Origin of the sequence: Agrobacterium sp. CGMCC 11546, from assembly GCF_013365515.1 — a bacterium.
GTDB classification, from domain to species: Bacteria; Pseudomonadota; Alphaproteobacteria; order Rhizobiales; family Rhizobiaceae; genus Agrobacterium; species Agrobacterium fabrum.
Genome location: NZ_CP047387.1, coordinates 804,978 through 827,772, shown reverse-complemented (window position 1 = coordinate 827,772; position 22,795 = coordinate 804,978). Strand labels below are relative to the sequence as shown.

Sequence of the window (22,795 nt, the reverse complement as noted above, 5' to 3'; positions counted from 1 at the left end):
GCGCGATGGTGCCGAGCGTCCGGCGGCCTCAAGCCGCCGGAGCGTATCTGACGGTGCTTATTTCGCGCCGATGGCGTTGAGACCTTCGCGGGCGCATTCGGCATCAATCGCACCCGACGGCGCGCCGCCGACACCGATGCCGCCGACCAGCGCATCGCCGATCTTGATCGGCAGGCCGCCTGCCTGAATGACCAGGCGCTCATCCATGTTGCGAAGGCCATCATTGGCGGGCTTGGAGGCAATGAATTCCGCGATTTCGCCGATGTCACGTCCAAGCGATGCGGCTGCGAAAGCCTTGCCGGTTGCGCTTGAGACGGTGTGCGGGCCGGAACCATCCGCCTTCAGCACGGTCTTGGTGGCACCATCACGGGTGACGATGGCAACGGTGACGGCATTGCCCTTGGCGGAGCAAGCCTGAAGCGCTGCCTTGGTCGCTTTTTCCGCCATGTCGAGCGGCAGATAGGGCGCGGTCGGCAGCGTTTGCGCCAAGGCGGCTGAAGGAGCGATCAGAGCGGAGACGATGAGAAGGGTGCGGATCATGAAAAGGTCCTCTTGTTTGATGAGGACCCCAGATTAGGCGGACGACGCGAACCTGCGAATCCGTAAGATTTGCCGGCTGCTCGGTAGTTTTACTGATCCGCGCCGGCTTCCAGCCACAACCGCGTCATTTCTGCCTGCGAGGTGGTGCCGAGCTTGAGGCCGATAGCGGCGCGATGGCTGTCCACCGTGCGCGGCGACAGGCCAAGCCCATCGGCGATCTGGCGCGAGGTGAAACCAAGGGCGATACGTTCGAGGATTTCACGCTCACGTGTGGTCAGCTGCGCCAAAAGCGCCCTCGTCTCGGCATGCAGCGCTTTCGCGTCGAGCGTGCGGGCCAATATCCGGTGCGCCTTCTGGATCGCATCGATGAGATCCTGCTCATCCACGGGCTTGGAGAGAAAATCCACCGCGCCATTATGAAAGGCACGGCGACAGGCCTCGATATTGCCATGGCCGGAAATGACGATGACCGGCCAGTCGACACCCTCCTCCGCCAGCTTTTCCTGCAGCTTCAATCCGGTGATGGCAGGCATGCGGATATCGAAAATGAGGCAGCCCGGCTCGAGAGCGGGCAATTGACCGAGAAAAACCACCGGATCGGCAAAGCCCTTCGCCTTGATGCCGACGGTGGACAGGAGCAAGATCAGCGCCTTGCGCACGGCGTCATCGTCATCGACGAGATAGACGGGCAGCGTCATGGGTTCCGCGCCTCCGCCGCGACAGGAAGGATGACGCGGAAAAGCGCGCCATTCTGACTGTCGACGTAGAGGATTTCACCGCCGGCGCGCTCCACCAGTCTTTGGCTGAGGGCAAGCCCCAGACCCATGCCGTCCTTTTTCGTGGTTACGAAAGGCGTAAACAGGCGGTCGCGCAAATCCGGTGCGACGCCGGGGCCATTATCGGCCACCTCGAACACGGCGAAATCACCTTTTCGGCTCAATGTTGCGGTGATGGCTTTCCTGCCTTCGACGGTCGTGAGCGCATCGAGAGCATTACGCAGCAGATTGAACATCACCTGCTCCATTTCCACAGGATCGGCCCGCACCGAAAGCGGCGTCTCCGGCATGGCGATATCGATGCTGGCCGCGTGCCGTGCCGCCTCACCGGCAAGCAGCGCATCGACATTGCGCAAAGCGGCGCGCAGATCATGCGCGGCGGCCGGTTGACGGTGCGGCAGCGACCAGTTGCGAAACCGGACGAGCATGTTGGCGGCACTTCGCGCCTGATCGATCATGTCATCCAGGGCGCCGGAAAGGGCAACGGTATCCTGGCGGGCAAGCAACCGTCGCCCGGCCTGCGCCTGCGCCAATATCGCCGTCAAAGGCTGGGTCAGCTCATGCGCCAGACCGCTCGCCATCTCACCCAGCGCATTGACCCGCGAGGCATGGGTAAGTCTCGCGTCCATGCCGCTCAGTTCGGCCCGTCTTTCGGCGGCACGCATGCGCGTCCGCTGTTTCGCCATCATAATGCCGAGCAGGAAAACTACGGTGGCGCCGGCCATTCCCGCCAACAGGGCGCGGCCCGGCAGAAGATCCCGCCAGGTAATCGAAAGAGCGGCTTCGAGAAGCAGGGGCTGGGTGGCGCTGCTCAACTGCCGGACATATTGCGGCTTTTCCGGCAGTGTCGGTGGACCGAACAATATCGTGCCATCCGGCATTTTCAGACGGATCACCGCCTGTTTCGTCGACCAGAAAGGATCATTGGATGCCAGAAGCTGCGCCGCGTCGATTGCGAGCACCAGAACCTTCGACGCCGTCTCGCTGTTGGGGCTGCGCTTCACGATCATGTAATGCCCGGGCCGGAGGGCGCTTGCCACCAGGACCGGGTGGCCGGAAAACACCGATGCCGCCTTGCGGATGACTATCGCCAGCTCGTTTTCCAATGGCCGGGTGCCAACCACGGGGCCTCCCTCATTGAGGGACACCAGTTGAAGCTCGTCAATGCGCGGATAAAACTGCAGAATGGGAGCGGCAACGTCGAGCAGCAAGCCGTAATCCGCGCCCTGCTCGGCCTGCGCCACCGCCGAAAGCGCGGTGACATGGGCGTCATGCTGGTCGGCCCGGCGGGACACCTCGGCCTGCAACGCGTCGCTCTGCCGCTCCAGCTCGCCGAGCAGGCTCACATATTGGTAAGCCGCCAGTGCAGAAATGACGGCCGCCATCAGCAGCGCCCAGACCAGAATCACCCCTGGCAAGGACCATATTGCCTGCGGGCGCGGATCGTCCGGCAAGGGCTGAGCCGGTTTTCCGGGCATGTCACTCCATGCATCGTCGTTTTCAGGCATCGTCATTTTCAGGCATTGGCTCACTCGCGTGACCGGAAAAAGCGGTCGCACCATCGGTTCGTCAAGGAACATTCCTCAGCACAGACCGGGGAAACATTCAATCCGGCTACGACGGAATTCATGCCCTCGCCATTGGCCGGTGAGGTTCCCGACGCGCTAGGCGTATGCCCGGCGGGGCAGCAACCGATCAAGCGGCACGGCGGGCGAATAAAGATAACCCTGACCGAAACGAATGCCCATTTGCATGAGAATCCGGCACTGTTCTTCGGTTTCTATGCCTTCCGTTACAAGCTTGGCGCCGTAGCGCTCGGCGCTTTCGAAGGCGAGCACGACGGCGTCCCTGAACCGTGCCTGATCGAGCCGGGATGTCATCCATTGATCGATCTTGACCTCCTCGAAGGGAAATCTTGCCAGCAGGGTGAGCGCGGCATAACCGGTGCCGAAATCATCCAGCGCCAGCCGGACACCTGCGGCAATCAACGTATCGAAATTCTGCTGCACGGAATCTGTGGTCGGCATCCTGCTCATCTCCGTCACCTCGATCGACAGGCGATGCGCAGGCACCGTCATCTCCTGCAGCAACGCCACCACCCGGTCTGCAAAACACGCGGTCGCAAAAGACGAGGCGGAAATATTCACCGCCAGATGAAAATCCGGATCGAGGCCAGGCAGTTCGGCGAGGTCGCGGACCACCGCTTCGATGGTTGACCACTCGAATTCCACGAGCAGCCGGTGGCGTTCGGCAATTTCCAGCACATAATAGGGCGAAAGCGCCTGCCCGTGCGTATCGATCGCCCGCAAGAGCGCTTCGGCGCCGATCATGCGGCGATTGTGAATTTCAAACTTCGGCTGGTAAAATATCGGCGGCTTTCCATTTTTGATCCAGCGGACCAGCATCTGGCGCACGCCCTCGTCCCGCGCCGCTTTCTCGGCGAAAGAAAAGGGAAAAATCTGCACGGGATTTTCACTCCGCCTCAGCGCCAGGCTGAGATGTCTGAGAAAGGAGGCCACGTTCTGGTGCGAGACCATTTCCAGATTAGCCGCCCCGATTTTAAGATGCGGAACCGGTCCTGCCTCAGCAGACCGGAAAAAGGCGATCAATCCCTCGTGGAGATGCAAGACGAGGCCGGCGCTTTCCGACTTCTCCAGCGAAACTCCCTCGATGACAACCGCAAGTGTCGCGTCGCCGAACATGAAGCTGCGCGGGTCATTAAATTTCGACAACAGCCCATTCTCACCATCGCAGATTTCCCGCGCCAGTTTTGGCCAGAAGAGATCGGCCCAATCATCGCCCTGATAGGCCGCGACATCAGCGATATTGACGATTTCGATCAGGAGGAGAGCGTGCGGCACGGCCGGCGCCTGACGAGTCGTCATTTCGATATGGTCTTTGAGGGCGCGCCGGTTGGGCAGACCGGTCAGAGAATCCGTCCGCGCCGCAACCTCGCGTTTTTTCACCGCTTCACGCGCCCGCGCTTCGCTACGCAGGAGCAGGAAGAGACAGGCGATCATCGGCAGGCCGACGGTCGCGCCGACAATACGCCGTCCAACATTGCTCAAAAACACGTCCTGACCGACCATGCCAAGACCATAGGTCAGGCAAATCGCGAACAGCGCGGCGAAAATCCTGATCGCAAAAACCCCGGCGATCTCCCGCATGCCAAGTTCGGTCAGACGGCGCCGGCGCACCCAGCCATACATGGCGATGCCGAAAGCGGAAATGACGCTCATATCCAGAAAAGCCGCGCCAAAGAGGGCCGGACCGCCGAACAGGAAGCGCCCGGCGGAAATCAGCGCCAGACTTATCAACCCGCCCTGCCAGGACCCGACTACCCCCGCCAGAAACAACAGATCCGAACGAATATAAGGCTTGGAGGGCAGTTGAATGAACTCGGACACCAGCAGCGTCAGCAGAAAGCCGGTCGCTCCAAAAACAACTCCATAGTAGATTTTATACCGGACGTCATCGAAAGCTATGTGTCGTTGCAGAAGCATCAGCATGGACACCATGCCAACCACGGCTGCGGCCTGAAGCAGCAGAAATGGCAGTTCGGCGGCCGATGCGGCCGCTTGAGCGACGATCAATTCCATCATCTGCGATTCACCGTAAAATATCGGCGCCGGCACCGGAACTTCAGCATCTGACAATCAAAAATCCCACTGCTACGCAGGGAAAGTATAAGATTACCACCATTCGCCCCGTTGGCCCATGCCACTCGAACAGCCCGCCTGAAATAAAAGCCTCACGCGCCCCACCCGCCTAAAGAAACCAATATAAAAACAAACTTATAAAACAATAATTCAAAAATTCGTCTTTAAACTTATCATTTAAGATTGCACTAGGGCAACGACAAAAATAAACGTTAACAACAATACTTGTAAAATTTAAAATCATCTGAATTTTCGAATATACATTCAAATATTCTGCCATGGCATTGCGATATGAAAAATGACGCCTCGTGCGGAGACGATCGCCTTGCCCCTTCGGTTGTTTCTGCTAAAAACCTGTAAAGTCACACTTTATCCCATGAAGCACTCAAACGGATCCCTCTCCATGTCAGCCATCAAGCTTGCCATTGTCGGCGTCGGCAAAATCGTTCGCGACCAGCATCTCCCCGCCATCGCAGGCAATCCGGATTTCGAATTGATCTGCACCGCGAGCCGCCACGGAACCGTGGACGGTGTTTCTTCCTATGGCACCATCGAGGCCATGCTGGAGGCGGAACCGGCAATCAATGCGGTTTCGCTGTGCATGCCGCCGCAATATCGTTACGAGGCAGCTTACGCGGCGCTGAATGCCGGCAAGCATGTTTTCCTTGAAAAGCCACCGGGTGCTACGCTTTCGGAGGTGCAGGATCTCGCTCGTCTGGCGGATTCGAAGGGTCTTTCGCTGTTTGCCAGCTGGCATTCCCGTTATGCGCCGGCGGTGGAGGCGGCGAAGGCGTTTCTGGCCTCGACGACAATCGACAGCGTGCATGTCATCTGGAAAGAGGATGTCCGCCACTGGCACCCGAACCAAGCCTGGATCTGGCAGGCGGGCGGTCTCGGCGTGTTCGATCCCGGGATCAATGCGCTGTCGATCATCACCCATATCCTGCCGCGCGCACTGTTCCTGACCAAGGCGACGCTGGAATTCCCGGAAAACCGAGACGCCCCGATTGCCGCCGACCTGCATTTTTCCGACGTTGAAAAAACGCCCGTCCATGCCGAATTCGACTGGCGCCAGACCGGCAAGCAGAGCTGGGATATCGTTGCTGAAACGGCAGCGGGACGGATGGTGCTTTCGGAAGGCGGCGCAAAGCTCTCGATCAACGGCGAGGAAAAACTGTCCCAGCCGGAACGGGAATATCCGGCCCTTTACGAACGCTTCGCCGAAATCATCAAGGCGGGCCGCTCCGACGTCGATCTCGCGCCGCTGACCCATGTGGCTGACGCCTTCCTGCTCGGCCGCCATAAATTCGTGGATTCGTTCTACGACTGAGAAGCCTCAACGCTTCCAGACATACAAGCCTCAGAGGGCGCGGCTGACAAAGCGGTCGCGCCCTGATTTTTTGGCCTGATAGAGGGCTTCGTCGACGCTGCGCAGCAGTGTCGGGCGATCGGCACCGGCCTGCGGCGCAATTGCGCCGCCGATGCTGAGACGTGCAAGCACGTCTTCGCCCTCCACATGAAACGGCTGCCGAAACGCTTCAAGCAGCCTTTCCGCCAGACTGCCAATGATGGATGCCGACGTCGGACGCGGAACGAATATCGCGAATTCGTCACCACCCATACGGACCACCGTATCTTCAGCTCTGACAACGTCGCGAATGCGTGCGGCCGCCTCGACAAGCACTTTGTCTCCTGCGGCATGACCCAGCGTATCGTTGATGGCCTTGAAACCGTCGAGATCGAGATAAAGAACGCCAAAGGTTTCCCTCTCGCAAAGCGCTGCGCCAAGTTCCAGGTCAACGATGGCATCCAGAGCCTTGCGGTTATAGAAACCCGTGAGAGGATCGGTCATGGCCGCGTCGCGCAATTCACGAGCGGCAAGGCTCATGGTGAAATTGGCCTTTTGCAGTCTCAGAAGCGCTCCGGCAAGTGTTGCGAAATATCTCAGATTGTCGATCTCGGCCGGTGAGAATTCACGCACGTTGGGGTCGAGCAGGCAGAAGGTGCCGACAACGAGACCGGGCTCAAGTTCGATCGGCGCGCCCGCATAAGAGCGCAATTCAGGGCTACCTTTCACATAGGGGAGCCAGCCGAATTCCGGGTGGACGCTCAGATCAGACACCGTCAAAACATTCTGTGTCACGACCACGCGGTCGCAGATGGCGATATCCCGGGAGCACTCCTGAAATTGCAGGCCCGCCTGCTCGGCGATATGCAGCCAGTCCTCGTCCAGAATGTGAACCGCCGCGCGCGCCACGTCGAACACGCCCTGTGCCAGCTGAGAGATTGCCCTCAATTCGTCAGTTTCGGCATTCTTGAAGGCGACAACCGACCGCACGGCCACAAGACGCTCCACCTCCCGATCCGGTCTAGAAATCGCCTGTCCCATGCCAGATCCTTCTATTTTACCGCGCCGCAAACGCTTTTGCCCTGCGCCGCCGATTACTTAAGCACTTCATAAAGCAAAAGGTTGCAAGCGACGCCACATGCGATTTCTTACCAGTCCATTCCAGTGGGCTGGTCTGAATATGGCCGGGCGGCAGTCAGGCCTTTTTTTGCCAGCGACCTTCGGGAGACTGCTGCCAATAGGTCAGCGAATGCCCCTCTGCCTTCAGCGTTTTCCAGTGGTTACGCGCCATTTCCAGCTGGTAGGCGTCGTATCCGTCGAACATGAAGACGACGCGCTCATAGGTCTCCACCGCTGGCGGCTCGGCGCCGTCGACCAGAAAGCGTACGTTCGCCGCATTGCCGTTCTCGCTCGACGCCGTCAGAAGAATCGGCTGGTTCTGCGGCGCTGACGACGCATCGGTGGCGTGCGGCAGGAAACTATCGTCACGAAAGGTCCACAGATGCGTGTCGAGGAAATCACGACGCTCATCGTCGACAGTCTGGATCGCGACCTTCCAGCCGCGTTCCAGCGATTTCTCGAGCAAAGGCGGCAGCGCATCCTCCAGCTTCGATTCCGTCAGATGGTAGAACAGAATTTCAGTCATTCGCAGACGCGCCGCTCCGCTCGCTTCAATCTTCGTAATGGGCACGAACGAGTTCGTTCAGCAGACGCACACCGTAGCCCGATCCCCAGGACTGGTTGATCTCGGTCAGCGGCGAGCCCATGGCAGTACCTGCGATATCAAGATGCGCCCACGGCGTTTCGCCCACGAAACGCTTGAGGAACTGCGCGGCGGTGACGGAACCCGCCAGCCGGCCGGAGCTGTTCTTCATATCGGCGAATTTGGAATCGATGATCTTGTCGTAGTCCTTGCCGAGCGGCATGCGCCACAGCTTCTCGGCCGTCGCCTCTCCCGCCTCCGCAAGCCGTGTAGCCAGTTCGTCGTCGTTGGAGAAAAGACCTGCCTGGAGATTGCCGAGCGCAACGGTAATCGCGCCGGTCAGCGTGGCGAGGTTGATCATGAATTTCGGGTTGAAGCGATCCTTGGTGTACCAGAGCGCATCGGCCAGAACCAGCCGGCCCTCGGCATCAGTATTGATGATCTCGATGGTCTGGCCGGACATGGAGGTGACGATATCGCCGGGACGCTGGGCATTGCCATCAGGCATGTTTTCCACAAGGCCGATGACGCCGATCACGTTTGCCTTGGCCTTGCGGGCTGCGAGCACATGCATCAGGCCGGTCACCGCCGCAGCCCCGCCCATGTCGCCCTTCATGTCTTCCATGCCGAGGCCGGGCTTCAGCGAAATACCGCCGGTGTCGAAAACGACGCCCTTGCCGACGAAGGCAATGGGTTCATCTTTCTTGGAACCACCGTTCCAATGCATGACTGCCAACCGCGGCGGGCGAGCCGAACCCTGCGCAACACCGAGAAGTGCATTCATGCCGAGCTTCTTCAGCTCCTTTTCGCCGAGGATTTCGACATCGACGCCGAGCTTGCGCAGCTCCTCCGCCTTTTCGGCGAATTCGACCGGGCCAAGCACATTCGGCGGCAGGTTGACGAGGTCACGCGCCAGAATCACGCCGCCCGCAACGGCTTCCGACACGGCAGAGGCCTTTTCCGCGTCCTTATGGGCGGCGGTTACGATGGTGACATCGACTTTCTTCGGTGTCTTTTCATCGTCGGATTTCTTCTTGGTCTTATAGGCATCGAAACTATAGGCGCGCAGCAGCAGGCCAAGCGCGAAATCCGCAGCCGCTTCGGCGCTCACCTCAACGCCCGGGGCATCGAGGTAGATAACGACCTTGTCCGCTTTCTTGAAATGGGCAGCCGCGGTGCCGCCGGCGCGCAGCCAGTCATGGGCGACCAGCTTCGACGGCTTGCCAAGCCCGATGACGAGCAGCCGGTCGGCGGACGAACCCTGCGGCGCGATGACGTCGAGCGTCGCCATCGACTTTGCGGAAAAGCCGGAAATCTTCGATGCCCTCTCGATCACACCACCCGGATCAGCCTCGGAAGCACCGGCAACGGCCTGCGCCTCGCCCGAGGCCTGCAGCACGATGGCCAGGGCATTTTCCAGCGAGGCGGAATTGGCGAAAGAAATATCGAATTTAGCGGACATGTTTTCCTGCTCTTCTTGGACGACTTGCGCGATGCGCGTGATCATGGCCTTTTCGGCCCGGGGCGCAACCCGCATTCTTTAAAGGCCTACAGTCGTTAAAGGAAAGGCATTTTTGTGGAAGACGACATCACGTCATGAAACCGACAGCTTGTTCCACAAAAAGACACAGGGCGTGGAAAAATCATCGCGCAAAACATATTTGTGAGCATGCCGGAATAGCCAATTGCCAACGATGCGATTAGATAGGCGGAAATTCGGCGAGCGATCGCACGTAAAAACAATATCGAACAGGGCCGTATGAAGCTTCTCGAGAACTATATCCTGCGGCGGACAACGCAGATGTTTCTGGTCGCGCTGTTGCCGGTGCTGGCCATCATCTGGACCATCCAGGTTCTCCAGAGAATCAATCTCGTGACCGATACGGGACAGTCGATGGGTTCCTTCATGGCGCTCGCGACGATGATCCTGCCGACGCTTATCCCCGTCGTGCTGCCTTTCGCACTTGTCATCGGCATCACCCAGATCTTCACGACGATGAACAATGATTCCGAGCTTGCCATCATCGATGCGGCCGGAGCGCCGCGTTCAGTGATGTATCGCCCGGTTCTCATTCTGGCCGCCGTTCTGAGCCTGTTTTCCTTCACTATCACCAATTTCATCGAACCGCCGGCCCGCAACTCCGCCCGGCAGATGGTGGCCGCCGCTTATGCCGACCTGCTGTCTTCGGTCATCGAGGAGAAGACCTTCCGCACCATTCAGGACGGCCTTTACGTGCAGATCGCCCAGCGGCAGGGCCGTATCCTCAAGGGCCTGTTCGTGGCCGACCGCCGCGATCCGAATTTCGACCTCATCTATTATGCCAAGGAAGGCATGATCGATGAAAGCGGCACGTCGCTGACCATGCGCGACGGCGAAGTGCAGCAGAAGACGCCCGACGGCAAGGTCTCGATCGTCAAGTTCCTGTCCTACGCCTTCGACCTTTCGACCATGTCGGAAAAGCAGGATTCGGAGCCGTCGCTTTCGCCCGGTGATGCGAGCCTCGGCTTCCTCCTCTCGCCGGACGAGAACAATGCGAGCTACAAGCGCTCGCCGGAGACCTTCCGCAGCGAGTTGCACAAGCGCCTGTCGGACTGGATGTTCGCCTTCGCCTTCGCGCTGATTTCGCTCACCATCGCAGCCGATTCCCGGTCGCACCGCGAAGCGCGCCTGCATCCGATGGTCGCCGCGCTGGTAACGGCATTCATGCTGCGCTGGCTCGGTTTTTACGTCACCAATCAGGTCAAGCAGAGTGCTGCCTTCATTCCGCTGGTCTATGCCGTGCCGGGTCTCAGCGGTGCCGCTGCCGCCTTCGTGCTGATGACCGGCCGCAAGCCGAAAATGCCGAAGGTGATCGTGGATGCGGCGGGTCGCCTGCGCCGTCTCTTCTCCAGCCGGATGGTGAAAAACTCGGGGAGCGGTAACACATGATTTTCAACACGCTCGCCCGGTATTTCCTGAAGCGATATCTGATGACGACCATCTGGTTCGTGCTCGGCGTGTCGTCGATCATCTATCTCGCCGATTTCAGCGAGACGGCACGGCGCATGTCCGGCCTGCCCGGTTATTCCGTTCCGGCTGCGCTTGGCCTGACCGCGCTTCGCCTGCCGCTGATCCTGCAGCAGACCGTTCCTTTCATCGCGCTTTTCGTCGGCATGACGACGCTGATCTCGCTCAACCGGCGTTACGAACTGGTGGTGACGCGTGCCGCGGGCATTTCCGCCTGGCAATTCATCCTCCCCTTCGTGCTCGGCGCGGTTTTCATCGGCATCCTGTCCGTCATGGTCCTCAACCCCATCGCCGCGTGGGGCCAGAACAAGTCGCTGGCCATGGAAGCCGGCCTGCGCAACGACGCAGGTGGCGGTCGCCAGCAGGAGATCATTCCGTGGATGCGCCAGTCGAGCGGCGGCAAGGATACGATCATCGGCGCCAAGAGCTTCGAAGACAACGGAACGATGCTTCTCGACGTGGTTCTCATCGACGTCGACAAGGACGGAAACATCGTCTCGCGGAAGGATGCGAAGTCGGCTAAATTGGAAGATGGTTACTGGCTTCTTAACGGCGTTTCGGAAACGCGCGCCGGACATGTGCCAGTTCGGCAAGAAAGCATGCAGATCAGTACCAATCTGAGACGGGAATTCGTCCAGGAGCGCATGACGCAGACGGAAACCGTTGCTTTCTTTGACCTTTCTCACAAGATCGAAGTTGCAAAGTCCTTTGGACTATCTTCAAAGGCGCTTGAGACGCAGTATCATTTCCTGCTATCGACGCCCCTTCTTCTGGTCGCGATGACCTTGATCGCCGCGACCGTTTCATTAAAGTTCAGCCGCTTCGCCCAGTCGCGCTCCGTGATTCTGGGTGGAATCGTTTCCGGCTTCGTGCTTTATGTAGTAACCGTGCTCGTAAGGGCATTCGGGAGTGGTGGTGTTGTCCCTCCCACCGTTGCGGTCTGGGTTCCAGTTATCGTGGCGTTGGCTTTGGGGGCAACCATTCTGCTTCATCAGGAGGACGGCTAGTGGCGGTATATGACCGCGGGAATATCAGGCGGCTTTGGACGGCCCTTCTGACAGGTGCCGCTGTGTGCGCGTATTTGGCATCCAGCCCGGTCGCTTTCGGCCAGGATGGACTGCTTGCGTCGGCAAGCCAAGACGATTCGAAACTCCTGCTTACAGCAAATGAACTGACCTATAACCGCGATTCCCAGCGCGTCATCGCGAAGGGTGTGGTTCGCATGAATTATTCGGGCTACCGCATGGTGGCCCAGCAAGTGGAATACAACCAGCAGACCGGTCGCGTGATTGCCCATGGCAACATCGAACTGATCGAGCCGGGCGGCAACAAGATCTATGCCGACGAAATGGACGTCACCGACGATTTCGGCCAGGGCTTCGTGAATGCCCTGCGCGTTGAGACCACGGATAATACCCGTATCGCGGGTGAAAGCGCTGAGCGTCTCAACAGCGACACGATGGTCCTCAATAACGGCGTTTACACCGCCTGCCTGCCCTGCGCCGAACGCCCCGAAAAGGCGCCGCTGTGGCAGGTCAAGGCTGAGCGCGTCATTCAGGACGGCAAGACCCATACGGTGCGGCTGGAAAAGGCCCGCCTGCAACTCTTCGGCCATTCGATCGCTTATATCCCGTTCCTCACGGTTCCGGATAATACGGTCAAGCGGAAGTCCGGTTTCCTGTTCCCGCAGATGAGCATGACCAACAAGCTCGGCTTCGGTATCGGTGTTCCCTATTTCCAGGTTCTGTCCGATACGTCCGACCTCACGGTCACGCCGACCTACTACACAAAACAGGGTCTGCTCCTTCAGGCCGAATTGCGCCAGCGTTTCGAGACCGGCATGCACACGCTGACGATCGCCGGCATCAGCCAGCAGTCTTCGGATACCTTCATCTCCGGAACGAGTGACGCGTTGAACGATCAGCGCGGCATGGTGGCGACCAAGGGTGATTTCAGCATCAACCCACGCTGGGCTTTCGGCTGGGACGCCATGGTGCAGTCCGACAACAACTTCTCGCGTACCTATAGCCTGAAGGGCTACAAGAACGACGTCCAGACCAATCAGATTTATCTGACGGGCACTGGCGAGCGTAACAGCTTCGATGCCCGCGGTTATTACTTCAATGTGCAGGACACGGATAATTCGGAGCTGAAGGAACGCAAGCAGGCGATCGTTCATCCTGTTGTAGACTATCGTTACTTCCTGCCGGATCCGATCTATGGCGGCGAACTTTCGCTGACGACGAACTTCACGAGCATCAGCCGCTCCACGCAGGATTCCTACGCGATGGGCGGTTTCCCGCGCTTCAACGGTCTGGAAGGGTCGTATACGCGCTGGACCACCGAAGCGGAATGGAAGCGCACCATCACGATGGATAGCGGCCTGCAGATCACGCCGATCCTCGCGGCGCGCGGCGACGCGTTGTGGACCGACATGACCGCGGCAAGCTTCACCTCCGGCGGTACGTCCTATGCCTATGAAGGCATGATCAATGACGACGCAGCTTTGCGCGGCATGGTTACCGGGGGCCTCGAACTGCGTTACCCATGGCTATTCACGGCGCTGAACAGCAATCACGTCATCGAGCCGATCGCGCAAATCTTCGTGCGGCCGAACGAACAATATGCCGGTCGTTTCCCGAACGAGGATGCGCAGGCCTTCGTGTTCGACGCCACCAACCTGTTCGAGCGTGACAAGTTCTCCGGCTTCGACCGGATCGAAGGCGGCACGCGTGCGAATATTGGCTTCCGTTATAACGGCACGTTCGACAATGGTTACGGCATCCGCGCCATTGCCGGTCAGTCCTTCCATCTGGCGGGCGAAAATTCCTTCGCCTCCTACGACCTGCTGAATGTCGGCGCCAATTCCGGCCTCGAATCCGATCGTTCGGATTATGTCGCCATGGCCGCCTTCGATGCACCGATCGGTCTTTCGCTGTCCTCGAGCCTGCGTCTCGACAAGGACAATTTCGAAATCAACCGGTCTGAAACGGGCATCAGCTATTCGGATCGCCGCATCAACGGCAAGCTCAGCTATACGCAGGTCAAGGCACAGCCGGAATACGGATATAACGAAAACCGCGATATCATCCAGGCTTCCGGTTCGCTGCGCATGGACGACAACTGGTCGCTGTTCGGCTCGATCAATTACGATCTGAACGGAAAATTTGCCGCAGAGCGTCGTATCGGCATTGCCTATCAGGACGAATGCACGATCTTGACGGTCAGCTATTCCGACGAGGGCAATATCAATTCCAGCCGTCAGGCCGCCAATGACTGGTCGATCAATGCGCGCCTCGCCTTCCGCACGCTCGGCGACGTCAGCGTCGGTTCGGCCAATGAGGACTGGAACGACATGGACATCGGCTGGAAACCAAACAACTACTGAGTTTAAAGGCAGGTCACGCAGCATCGTGGCCTGCCTTTTTGCCATTTGCTCAGTAAAGCCACGGTTTTGCCGCAACAACACGCCAGTGTCGGCCGGACATGAAACCTATAGGGTTTTCTTTCAACAAACCGACACATTGCCGTCTTGCGGATCGCGATGATATATACGTGGCAAATTCGCGGTGCGGATGCGCAGGTGCAGGTCTGAAAAGCCGGGGAGTTGAATACTCCCCGCTTCGGGCGGAACAGATTGGCGGAACAGGGCAAGGACCCTGGCCGACGAAAGGGAGAAGCATATGATGAATTTCGGAAAGTCGGCTTTGCGTGGCGCTGCTTTTGCCTTTGCGATTTTCGCCGTTCCCATGGCCGTTGTGCCTTATGCCGGCCAGGCCTTCGCCGACAGTACCGTCAAGATCGTCGTCAACAAGACGCCCATCACCAACGATGATATTGCAAGACGTGTTGCCTTCCTGAAGCTGCAGCGCCAGTCGGGCAATCTCAACGAAAAAGCTCGCGAACAGCTGGTCGACGAGGCTCTGAAGCGCGAAGAGATTGCGCGCGTGAAGATGTCGGTCAGTACGCAGGACGTCGATGCAGCCTTCGCGCGATTTGCCGGCAATAATAAAATGAAGCCCGAGCAACTGACAAAAGTTCTTGCACAGGCGGGTGTTGGCGCCGAGCACTTCAAAGCCTTCATCGCCGTTCAGATGAGCTGGCCGCGCCTCGTCAACGCCCGTTATGGCGCCCGCGGCAAGATGTCGAACCAGGATCTCGTCACCCGCCTGAAGGAACGCGGCGAAAAGCCCGTAACCACGGAATATTTTCTGCAGCAGGTCATCTTCGTCATCCCGGAAGCAAAGCGCAACGCCATCACCGGCAAGCGCAAGGCCGAGGCAGAAGCCTCGCGCAAGCGTTATCCTGGCTGCGACCAGGCCATGAGCTTTGCCGCGACCATGCGTGACGTGGCGATCAAGGATCTCGGACGCATTCTCGCGCCGGAACTGCCGGAAGACTGGAAGGCGCTGGTGGAGAAAACCAAGGAAGGCGGCACCACCGGCACGCGTGTGACCGAGAAGGGCGTCGAATATCTGGCCATCTGCAAGCAACGTCAGGTTTCCGACGACTATGCCGCGGAAATGGTGTTCAAGTCTGAAGACCTGATGAAGGCCAAGGACGGCGAAAACCCGAACGAGAAGAAATATATCGAGGAACTGCGCAAGAAGGCGCAGATCGTCAACACCTGATATTGATACGAGAGCCGGGTCTTTCCGTGACACATGCATCCCTGCCGCTTGCCCTGACCCAGGGAGATCCAGCCGGTATCGGCCCCGATATCGCCATCAACGCCTGGGCAAAGCGCAGGGAGAACGGCGTGCCGCCATTTATCTTCATCGGCGATCCCGATGTGGTGGCGAGCCGTGCGGCGCTGATCGGCGTGCCGGTCAATATCGAGACCTGCGATCCGGAAAGCGCCGTTAGCCTGTTCGAGCGCGCTTTCCCCATCCTTCCTCTTCCTGTCGGGTTTGACGTGCAGGCGGGTCAGCCGCATGTCGGCGCTGCCCACGCGACGATCAAGGCCATCGAGATGGCCGTTTCCCTGACGGTTGAAGGCAGGGCTGCGGCTGTCGTCACCAATCCGATTGCGAAATCCGTGCTTTACGAAGCCGGATTCGGTTTTCCCGGCCATACGGAATTCCTGGCCGATCTCGCGCTGCGTCAGACGGGCAAGCCGGTAACACCGGTGATGATGATCGCCGGCCCCAAGGTTCGGGTCGTGCCTGTCACTATCCATATCCCTATCAAGGATGTGCCAACCGCGCTGACTGAAGAGCTGATTGTAACAACCTGCCGCATTATCGATACGGACCTTCGGGAAAAATTCGGGATCGCGGCGCCACGCCTCGCCGTCGCCGGTCTCAACCCGCATGCGGGTGAAGATGGCGCGCTCGGCACCGAGGATCGTGATGTGGTTCATCCCGCGACCATACGGTTGCGGAAGGACGGCATCGACGCCTTCGGCCCCCTGCCCGCCGACACCATGTTCCACGATGCCGCCCGCAAGCGTTATGACGTGGCGGTGTGCATGTATCACGATCAGGCACTCATTCCGGCCAAGGCGCTCGGCTTTGACGATTCGGTCAATGTCACGCTCGGCCTGCCCTTCATCCGCACGTCACCCGACCATGGCACTGCCTTCGGCATTGCCGGCCAGGGCATTGCCAGTGAGACGAGCCTTGTCGCGGCGCTGAAGATGGCAGCGGAGATTTATGCCCGCAGCCGGGTTGGCGCGTAATGGCCGCCATCGATGGACTGCCGCCGCTGCGCGATGTCATCCAGCGCCACGGGCTCGATGCGAAGAAATCGCTTGGTCAGAATTTCCTGTTCGACCTCAACCTGACCCAGAAGATCGCCCGCACCGCCGGACCGCTCGATGGGGTGACGGTGATCGAGGTCGGTCCCGGCCCCGGCGGCCTCACCCGTGCCATTCTGTCGCTTGGCGCGAAAAAGGTCATAGCCGTCGAGCGCGACAGCCGCTGTCTGCCCGTTCTCGCGGAAATCGAAGCGCATTATCCCGGACGACTCGAGGTCATCGAGGGCGACGCGCTGAAGACGGATTTCGAGGCGCTGGTTCCCGCTGGCGAGCCTGTGCGCATCATTGCCAATCTGCCCTATAATGTCGGCACGCAATTGCTGGTCAACTGGCTACTGCCGAGGGAGTGGCCGCCCTTCTGGCTCTCCATGACGCTGATGTTCCAGAAGGAAGTGGGCCAGCGCATCGTGGCCGAAGAAGGCGACAATCACTACGGCCGCCTCGGCGTTCTCGCCGGCTGGCGCACCGTTTCCGAAATGGCCTTCGACGTTCCGCCCCAGGCCTTCAGCCCACCGCCGAAGGTGACCTCGACGGTCGTGCATCTGCTGCCCAAGGACAAGCCGTTGCCCTGCGACGTCGCCAAACTTGAAAGGGTTACGGAGGCGGCCTTCGGCCAGCGCCGCAAAATGCTGCGCCAGAGCGTCAAGAGCCTTGGTGGAGAAACCCTGCTGGAAAAGGCGGGCATCGATCCCACGCGGCGGGCGGAAACGCTCTCGGTGGAAGAATTCGTGACGCTGGCGAACTGCCTGTAAATTCTGCACTTGCTCGCTGTTCCGAACGGCGCCAAGGGCTCGTGGATACCTGCGAATAGAGGAACAAGTGCGTGGAGAGTGCCGGTTTTCACTATAAGCTCGATATTCCCGCCGGAACGCCCGATTGCGCTATCGTCCTGCTGCATGGATCGGGACGAACGGAAGATGACCTCATTTCTTTTGGCCGTGCGGTCTTTCCCACGGGTGCACTCTATGCGCCGAGAGGCGCTGTTGCCTGGGAGAATGGTTTCGCATTTTTTCGCAGAAAACCCGACAGAGAACTCGATATTGACGATCTGAAACATCAGGCAACCAGACTGTGCCACTTCGTCGCCTTTGTGTTTCAGCAAACGGGGCGAAGACCGATTCTCGTCGGATATTCGAACGGCGCGATCATCGCGGCTGAAACGATATGTCAGGCGCATCACCTGTCCAAAGGCGCCATCCTGCTTCGCCCGTTATCTCCGAGGAAGGATCAATCTCTTCCGAACCTTGCGGGGTATCCCGTACTCCTGCTTGCGGGCGCCAGCGACGATCGGCGTCACCCCTCCGATGCTCCGCATTTGTCCGAGCAACTGACGTCAGCCGGCGCTGATGCCGTGCTGGAGACGATCAATACGGGCCATGGCTGGGCGGAAGACGCGGCAGACGAAAGATTGTCACGTCAATGGCTGGCACGCTTGCCTATCGCGTAAATCAGAGCTTCGGCTCTTCCTCGAGCAATGACCGCACGAAGTCGAACATGCCGTGGCGGCGGTCGCGGCGGACGCGTTCGGCCTTGACGATCGCCTCTATGCCCTCGAAGGCGGCCTGCAGGTCGTCGTTGAGGATGACATAGTCATAGTCGCGCCAATGTTCGATCTCTGCACGGGAGTTGAGGAGGCGGGTCTTGATGACCTCTTCGCTATCTTCGGCGCGACGGTGCAGGCGTGACTGCAACTCGGTCATGGTCGGCGGCAGTATGAAGATCGAGACGATGTCGGCCTTCATCTTGTCCTGAAGCTGCTCGGCGCCCTGCCAGTCGATATCGAACAGCATGTCGCGGCCGGCGGCCATCGCCGCTTCGACCGGTTCGCGCGGCGTGCCGTAGAAATTGCCATGAACTTCTGCCCATTCCAGCAGCTCGTCACCATCGCGCATGCGCTCGAAATCACGCTTGGAGATGAAGTGGTAGTGGATGCCTTCGATCTCGCTCTGGCGGCGCGGACGCGTCGTCACACTGACGGACAGGCTGATATTCTTGTCTTTTTCGAGCAGGTTACGCGCGATCGTGGATTTGCCTGCGCCCGATGGCGAAGAAATCACCAGCATCAGCCCTCTACGGGCAATCGTGACGGGAGAATTATTCACCGGGACCATGGGGTCTACTCCAGATTTTGGACCTGTTCGCGAAACTGGTCGATCACCACTTTCAACTCTATGCCCGCTGCGGTTACCGCACTGGCATTCGATTTGGAACAGATTGTATTCGACTCGCGGTTAAATTCCTGTGCAAGAAAATCGAGCTTGCGACCGACAGGTCCGCCATTCTCCAACAGTTCGCGTGAAGCCTGGACATGGGCGTGCAACCGGTCGATCTCTTCACGCAGATCCGCCTTGGTGGCGATCAGCGCCGCCTCGGCATGCAGGCGGTCGCGGTCGAGCCCGTGCATGCCGTCGCCGATGAGGGCGATCTGCTGGGCGAGCCGTGCCGCGATCTGCTCGGGCTGGCGGGATGGATCATTCTCGATGATGTCCACGAGCTGCTCGATACGGTTGATATGGCCGGAGAGGATGGCAAACAGCGACGCCCCTTCCCGCTCGCGCATGTCCTTCAGCTTTTCCACGGCAGCGGCGAAACCGGCAAGCACATCGCCATTGCGCGCTGCCTGCGCTTCTGCATCGTCTTCCGCCTCACGGAAATCGACCAGACCGCGCAAGGTGAGCAAGGTATCGAAGCTCAGCGGCTTGTCATCGACGACATCACCGAGCTCCTTCTTGAGTGCCAGAACGGCGGCCAGCGCATCGCGGTTGATCACCGCCTCAAGCCGGTTTTCCGCAATCGCCAACGTCAGGCCCGCCTGAATATTGCCGCGGGAAAGATGCTCGCTCGCAATTTCGCGCAGGCCGGTTTCGAGTGCTTCAAGACCGGTCGGCAGACGCAGGCGCACATCGAGCCCCTTGCCGTTCACAGAACGCAATTCCCAGGCCCAGCGGTAACGGCCGGAGGTTCCTTCGCTGCGCGCAAAGCCGGTCATCGATTGCAATGTCATATCTGGAAGCCCCCCGTCATGCAGCGCAAAACGGGCCTTGTGGATGACAAGGCCCGGTAGAGATTATCAGTTGTTGGCAGGTTTTTCCGCCTCGGCGCCGCCGGGTTGGCCATCCACGACAACATCGGGATTGCCACCGGAAGCAGCCTTTTCGGCTTCGATCTTGCGCCAGCGGCGGACATTGGCGTTGTGCTCGTCAAGCGTCTTGGCGAAGACGTGTCCGCCGGTGCCATCGGCCACGAAATAAAGGTCATCCGTGCGCCATGGATTGGCGACTGCCTCAAGTGCTGCCCGTCCCGGATTGGCGATGGGCGATGGCGGCAGGCCCTTGATGACATAGGTATTGAACGGCGTCTGCTTCTGCAGGTCCGACTGGTAGATCGGCCGGTCGGAAGGCTTACCGTCGCCACCGAACAGACCGTAGATGATCGTCGGGTCGGATTGCAGGCGCATGCCCTTCTTCAGGCGGTTATAAAAGACGGAGGCGACATGGGCGCGCTCGTCATCCTTGCCGGTTTCCTTCTCGACGATCGAGGCGAGCGTCACGAATTCCTCGACGGTCTTGATCGGCAGGTCGGGATCGCGTCGCTCCCAGATCATGTCGATCAGCTTGTCCTGCGCCGCGCTCATCTGGCTGATGATTTCTTCGCGCTTGGTGCCGCGGGTGAAACGATAGGTATCCGGGCGCAGGCTGCCTTCCGGCGGCAGCGTCGCGGGCAGTTCGCCATCCAGCACCTCGTCTGCGGCAAGGCGCGCGAACATCTGCTTCACGGTCAGGCCTTCCGGCAGCGATACGGAATAAAGGATCGACTTGCCGGATTCGAGCAGTAGCATGATGTCCTTCATCGAAGCGCCGGCCTTGATCTCATATTCGCCGGTTTTCAGCGTCTGATCCTTCTGCAGATAGCTTCCGGTCATGAGGCGGAAAACGCGGGCGTTGGAGATGATGTCGTTGCGTTCGAGATTATTGGCGATCTCGATGAGGCCAGCACCGTTGCGGACGGTGAAATGGGTGTTCGTTTCGAGTGGACCGGGCTCCTGAAACGCATTGATCATGTAATAGAAGGCGGCAATGGCCAGCACGCAGACGGCAACGGCAAGCGTCATCAGAAAATTCAGGAAGATCACCAGCTGGCCATGAGCCTTGCGGGAACGCTTCGGCGGCGCCGGCACTTTTTCCGGCCGCAGCGCCTCGGTCGGGGACTTTGGGATGATCGGGCCGCGATTGCCTTCGCCCGCGCCGTTTTGTCCTGATGGTCCCTGGCTGTTCTGATTCGTGTCGCTCACCGTCGGTCCTTTTCAGTTCGGCGTTGTCAGCGCTTTTTGCGCAGGTAATGCGGCAAAAACAGGTTCGGAATGCCGTCCCGCACCACATGGAGATATCGTGAAGCCCTGATATTGCGCTTCACGACCATCGTTTCGGACAAAGCCGCTGGAGAAAGCCGTTCGCGGCCGGATGATATCCCGAACCGGCAAACGCCTTCCATAAACGACTACAATATCGGCGCGAAAAGCGGAATGGCTTTCGCAAGCCGCAATCTGTTCTTCAAAGGAAAGAACATGCTTGTCAGTGCCCCGCAGGGAGCGCCGCAGAAACCACGAACGGCTTGCGGCGCGGGACACCCTCTGCGACGGCGGGTCGCCGCCGCGATTATGCTTCGTAACGACGCAGCACGAGCGATGCGTTGGTGCCGCCGAAACCGAAGGAATTCGAAAGCGCCACATTGACCTGCCGCTTGCGGGCTTTGTGCGGCACGAGGTCTATCTTCGTCTCGACATCGGGATTGTCGAGGTTGAGCGTCGGCGGAACGATATTGTCGCGGATCGCAAGCGTCGCGAAAATCGCCTCGATCGCGCCGGCAGCGCCGAGAAGATGGCCGGTGGCCGACTTGGTGGACGACATGGAAATCTTCGGAGCCGATTCGCCGACAAGCCGTTCGACCGCGCCGAGTTCAATGGTGTCGGCCATGGTGGAGGTGCCGTGGGCGTTGATATAGTCGATATCGTCAGGCGTGAGGCCAGCGCGCTTCAGCGCCATGGACATGCAGCGATACGCACCGTCGCCGTCCTCGGACGGAGCCGTGATGTGGAAGGCATCGCCGGACAGGCCATAACCGACGACTTCGGCATAAATCTTCGCGCCGCGCGCCTTGGCGTGTTCGAGTTCTTCGAGAACAACGATGCCGGCACCCTCGCCCATGACGAAACCGTCGCGGTCGCGATCATAGGGGCGCGAGGCCTTTTGCGGATCGTCATTGTGCTGGGTAGAGAGCGCCTTGCAGGCGGCAAATCCGGCGAGCGAAATGCGGCAGACCGGCGATTCGGCCCCACCGGCGACCATGACCTCGGCATCGCCAAGCGCGATCAGTCGGGCGGCGTCGCCGATAGCGTGTGCGCCGGTCGAGCAGGCCGTTACCACGGAATGATTCGGTCCACGCAGCTTGTGGCGAATGGAAACCTGACCGGATACGAGGTTGATCAGACGGCCGGGAATGAAGAATGGAGAAATGCGACGTGGGCCCTTGTCGCGCAGCGTGTAACCCGCCTCGACAATGCCTTCCAGACCGCCAATGCCGGAGCCGATCAGAACGCCGGTAGCGATCTGATCATCGTCCGTTTCCGGATGCCAGTTTGCGTCGGCAAGCGCCATGTCGGCGGCAGCCATGCCGTAGAGAATGAAAGGATCGACCTTGCGCTGTTCCTTGGGCTCCATCCAGTCATCGGCATTGAAGGTGCCGTTGGAGCCGTCGCCGACGGGAATGCGGCAGGCGATCTTTGCGGGCAGGTCTTCGACCTCGAATTCAGTCACGAGACGGGCGCCGTTCTGGCCGGCCAAAAGCCGCTCCCAGGTCACTTCCGTTCCGCATCCAAGAGGAGATACCATGCCGGTACCGGTGATAACGACACGCCTCATCGCCAATGCTCCGCCCTTATCCAAATCATCGGTCTTTCTGCAACACCGGGCACCATGGGATAGCACGCACGGCAGGCTGCAGTATGT

At 59.4% G+C, this 22,795-nt stretch carries 19 protein-coding genes; 8 read left to right on the top strand and 11 right to left on the bottom strand.

The genetic code is table 11. The annotated features are described in order from the left end of the window. Window positions 1–57: 57 nt before the first annotated feature. The 4 genes from GSF67_RS04170 to GSF67_RS04155 all read right to left on the bottom strand — a co-directional run bounded on the left by GSF67_RS04170 (window position 58) and on the right by GSF67_RS04155 (window position 4,918). Window positions 58–540 (bottom strand): heme-binding protein, encoded by a 483-nt coding sequence (locus GSF67_RS04170; protein ID WP_006314608.1) that lies wholly within the window; start codon window positions 538–540, stop codon window positions 58–60. Between the two features lie 89 nt (window positions 541–629). Then, entirely contained in the window at window positions 630–1,238 is a 609-nt protein-coding gene (locus GSF67_RS04165; RefSeq protein ID WP_006314607.1) for a response regulator transcription factor, read from the bottom strand. Continuing rightward, window positions 1,235–2,896 carry a sensor histidine kinase gene (locus tag GSF67_RS04160; RefSeq protein ID WP_006314605.1) on the bottom strand — a complete coding sequence of 554 codons (1,662 nt, stop codon included), beginning with the start codon at window positions 2,894–2,896 and terminating at the stop codon, window positions 1,235–1,237. The genes GSF67_RS04165 and GSF67_RS04160 overlap by 4 nt, the downstream gene beginning before the upstream one ends. An 84-nt stretch (window positions 2,897–2,980) precedes the next feature. Beyond that, complete coding sequence (locus GSF67_RS04155; RefSeq protein ID WP_035216091.1) at window positions 2,981–4,918, bottom strand: GGDEF domain-containing phosphodiesterase; 1,938 nt, start codon at window positions 4,916–4,918, stop codon at window positions 2,981–2,983. 460 nt (window positions 4,919–5,378) lie between these two features. On the opposite strand from GSF67_RS04155, the gene GSF67_RS04150 reads away from it, so the two are divergent. Continuing rightward, window positions 5,379–6,305, top strand: a complete 927-nt coding sequence (locus tag GSF67_RS04150) for a Gfo/Idh/MocA family protein (RefSeq protein WP_006314601.1) — start codon at window positions 5,379–5,381, stop codon at window positions 6,303–6,305. Between the two features lie 30 nt (window positions 6,306–6,335). Here the strand turns inward: GSF67_RS04150 and GSF67_RS04145 are convergent, their stop codons facing one another. The 3 genes from GSF67_RS04145 to GSF67_RS04135 form a co-directional block, all read right to left on the bottom strand. Then, window positions 6,336–7,364 carry a diguanylate cyclase gene (locus GSF67_RS04145; protein ID WP_006314599.1) on the bottom strand — a complete coding sequence of 343 codons (1,029 nt, stop codon included), beginning with the start codon at window positions 7,362–7,364 and terminating at the stop codon, window positions 6,336–6,338. Between the two features lie 154 nt (window positions 7,365–7,518). Further along, window positions 7,519–7,968: a DNA polymerase III subunit chi gene (locus GSF67_RS04140; RefSeq protein WP_006314598.1), complete on the bottom strand. Its 450-nt coding sequence runs from the start codon at window positions 7,966–7,968 to the stop codon at window positions 7,519–7,521. Between the two features lie 25 nt (window positions 7,969–7,993). After that, window positions 7,994–9,487 carry a leucyl aminopeptidase gene (locus GSF67_RS04135; protein WP_035216088.1) on the bottom strand — a complete coding sequence of 498 codons (1,494 nt, stop codon included), beginning with the start codon at window positions 9,485–9,487 and terminating at the stop codon, window positions 7,994–7,996. Between the two features lie 297 nt (window positions 9,488–9,784). Between GSF67_RS04135 and GSF67_RS04130 the strand changes: the two genes are divergently transcribed. The 7 genes from GSF67_RS04130 (at window position 9,785) to GSF67_RS04100 (ending at window position 18,237) form a co-directional block, all read left to right on the top strand. Beyond that, window positions 9,785–10,954 carry an LptF/LptG family permease gene (locus GSF67_RS04130; protein WP_006314591.1) on the top strand — a complete coding sequence of 390 codons (1,170 nt, stop codon included), beginning with the start codon at window positions 9,785–9,787 and terminating at the stop codon, window positions 10,952–10,954. Next, window positions 10,951–12,039 (top strand): LPS export ABC transporter permease LptG, encoded by a 1,089-nt coding sequence (gene lptG, locus GSF67_RS04125; RefSeq protein ID WP_006314590.1) that lies wholly within the window; start codon window positions 10,951–10,953, stop codon window positions 12,037–12,039. Before GSF67_RS04130 ends, lptG begins: the two co-directional genes overlap by 4 nt. After that, a complete protein-coding gene (locus GSF67_RS04120; RefSeq protein WP_006314589.1) occupies window positions 12,039–14,420 on the top strand; it encodes an LPS-assembly protein LptD in 2,382 nt (793 codons plus the stop codon). Before lptG ends, GSF67_RS04120 begins: the two co-directional genes overlap by 1 nt. A 295-nt stretch (window positions 14,421–14,715) precedes the next feature. Continuing rightward, window positions 14,716–15,663, top strand: coding sequence for a peptidylprolyl isomerase (locus tag GSF67_RS04115; RefSeq protein ID WP_006314587.1), 948 nt, complete (start codon window positions 14,716–14,718; stop codon window positions 15,661–15,663). 26 nt (window positions 15,664–15,689) lie between these two features. Beyond that, the gene (pdxA, locus tag GSF67_RS04110; protein ID WP_006314586.1) at window positions 15,690–16,712 is read left to right on the top strand and encodes a 4-hydroxythreonine-4-phosphate dehydrogenase PdxA; all 1,023 of its coding nucleotides are present in this window, start codon (window positions 15,690–15,692) and stop codon (window positions 16,710–16,712) included. Beyond that, entirely contained in the window at window positions 16,712–17,542 is an 831-nt protein-coding gene (gene rsmA, locus GSF67_RS04105; RefSeq protein WP_006314585.1) for a 16S rRNA (adenine(1518)-N(6)/adenine(1519)-N(6))-dimethyltransferase RsmA, read from the top strand. The genes pdxA and rsmA overlap by 1 nt, the downstream gene beginning before the upstream one ends. Before the next feature lie 71 nt (window positions 17,543–17,613). Beyond that, window positions 17,614–18,237, top strand: a complete 624-nt coding sequence (locus GSF67_RS04100) for an alpha/beta hydrolase (RefSeq protein ID WP_006314584.1) — start codon at window positions 17,614–17,616, stop codon at window positions 18,235–18,237. 1 nt (window position 18,238) lies between these two features. On the opposite strand, the gene gmk is transcribed toward GSF67_RS04100, so the two are convergent. The 4 genes from gmk to fabF form a co-directional block, all read right to left on the bottom strand. Then, window positions 18,239–18,901 (bottom strand): guanylate kinase, encoded by a 663-nt coding sequence (gene gmk / locus GSF67_RS04095; RefSeq protein WP_006314583.1) that lies wholly within the window; start codon window positions 18,899–18,901, stop codon window positions 18,239–18,241. Between the two features lie 5 nt (window positions 18,902–18,906). Then, window positions 18,907–19,794 (bottom strand): YicC/YloC family endoribonuclease, encoded by an 888-nt coding sequence (locus GSF67_RS04090; protein ID WP_006314582.1) that lies wholly within the window; start codon window positions 19,792–19,794, stop codon window positions 18,907–18,909. Between the two features lie 66 nt (window positions 19,795–19,860). Continuing rightward, on the bottom strand, window positions 19,861–21,081 hold the full coding sequence (gene mltG / locus GSF67_RS04085; protein WP_006314581.1) for an endolytic transglycosylase MltG: 1,221 nt from the start codon (window positions 21,079–21,081) through the stop codon (window positions 19,861–19,863). Between the two features lie 364 nt (window positions 21,082–21,445). Then, on the bottom strand, window positions 21,446–22,708 hold the full coding sequence (gene fabF, locus GSF67_RS04080; RefSeq protein WP_006314579.1) for a beta-ketoacyl-ACP synthase II: 1,263 nt from the start codon (window positions 22,706–22,708) through the stop codon (window positions 21,446–21,448). Window positions 22,709–22,795: the final 87 nt, after the last annotated feature.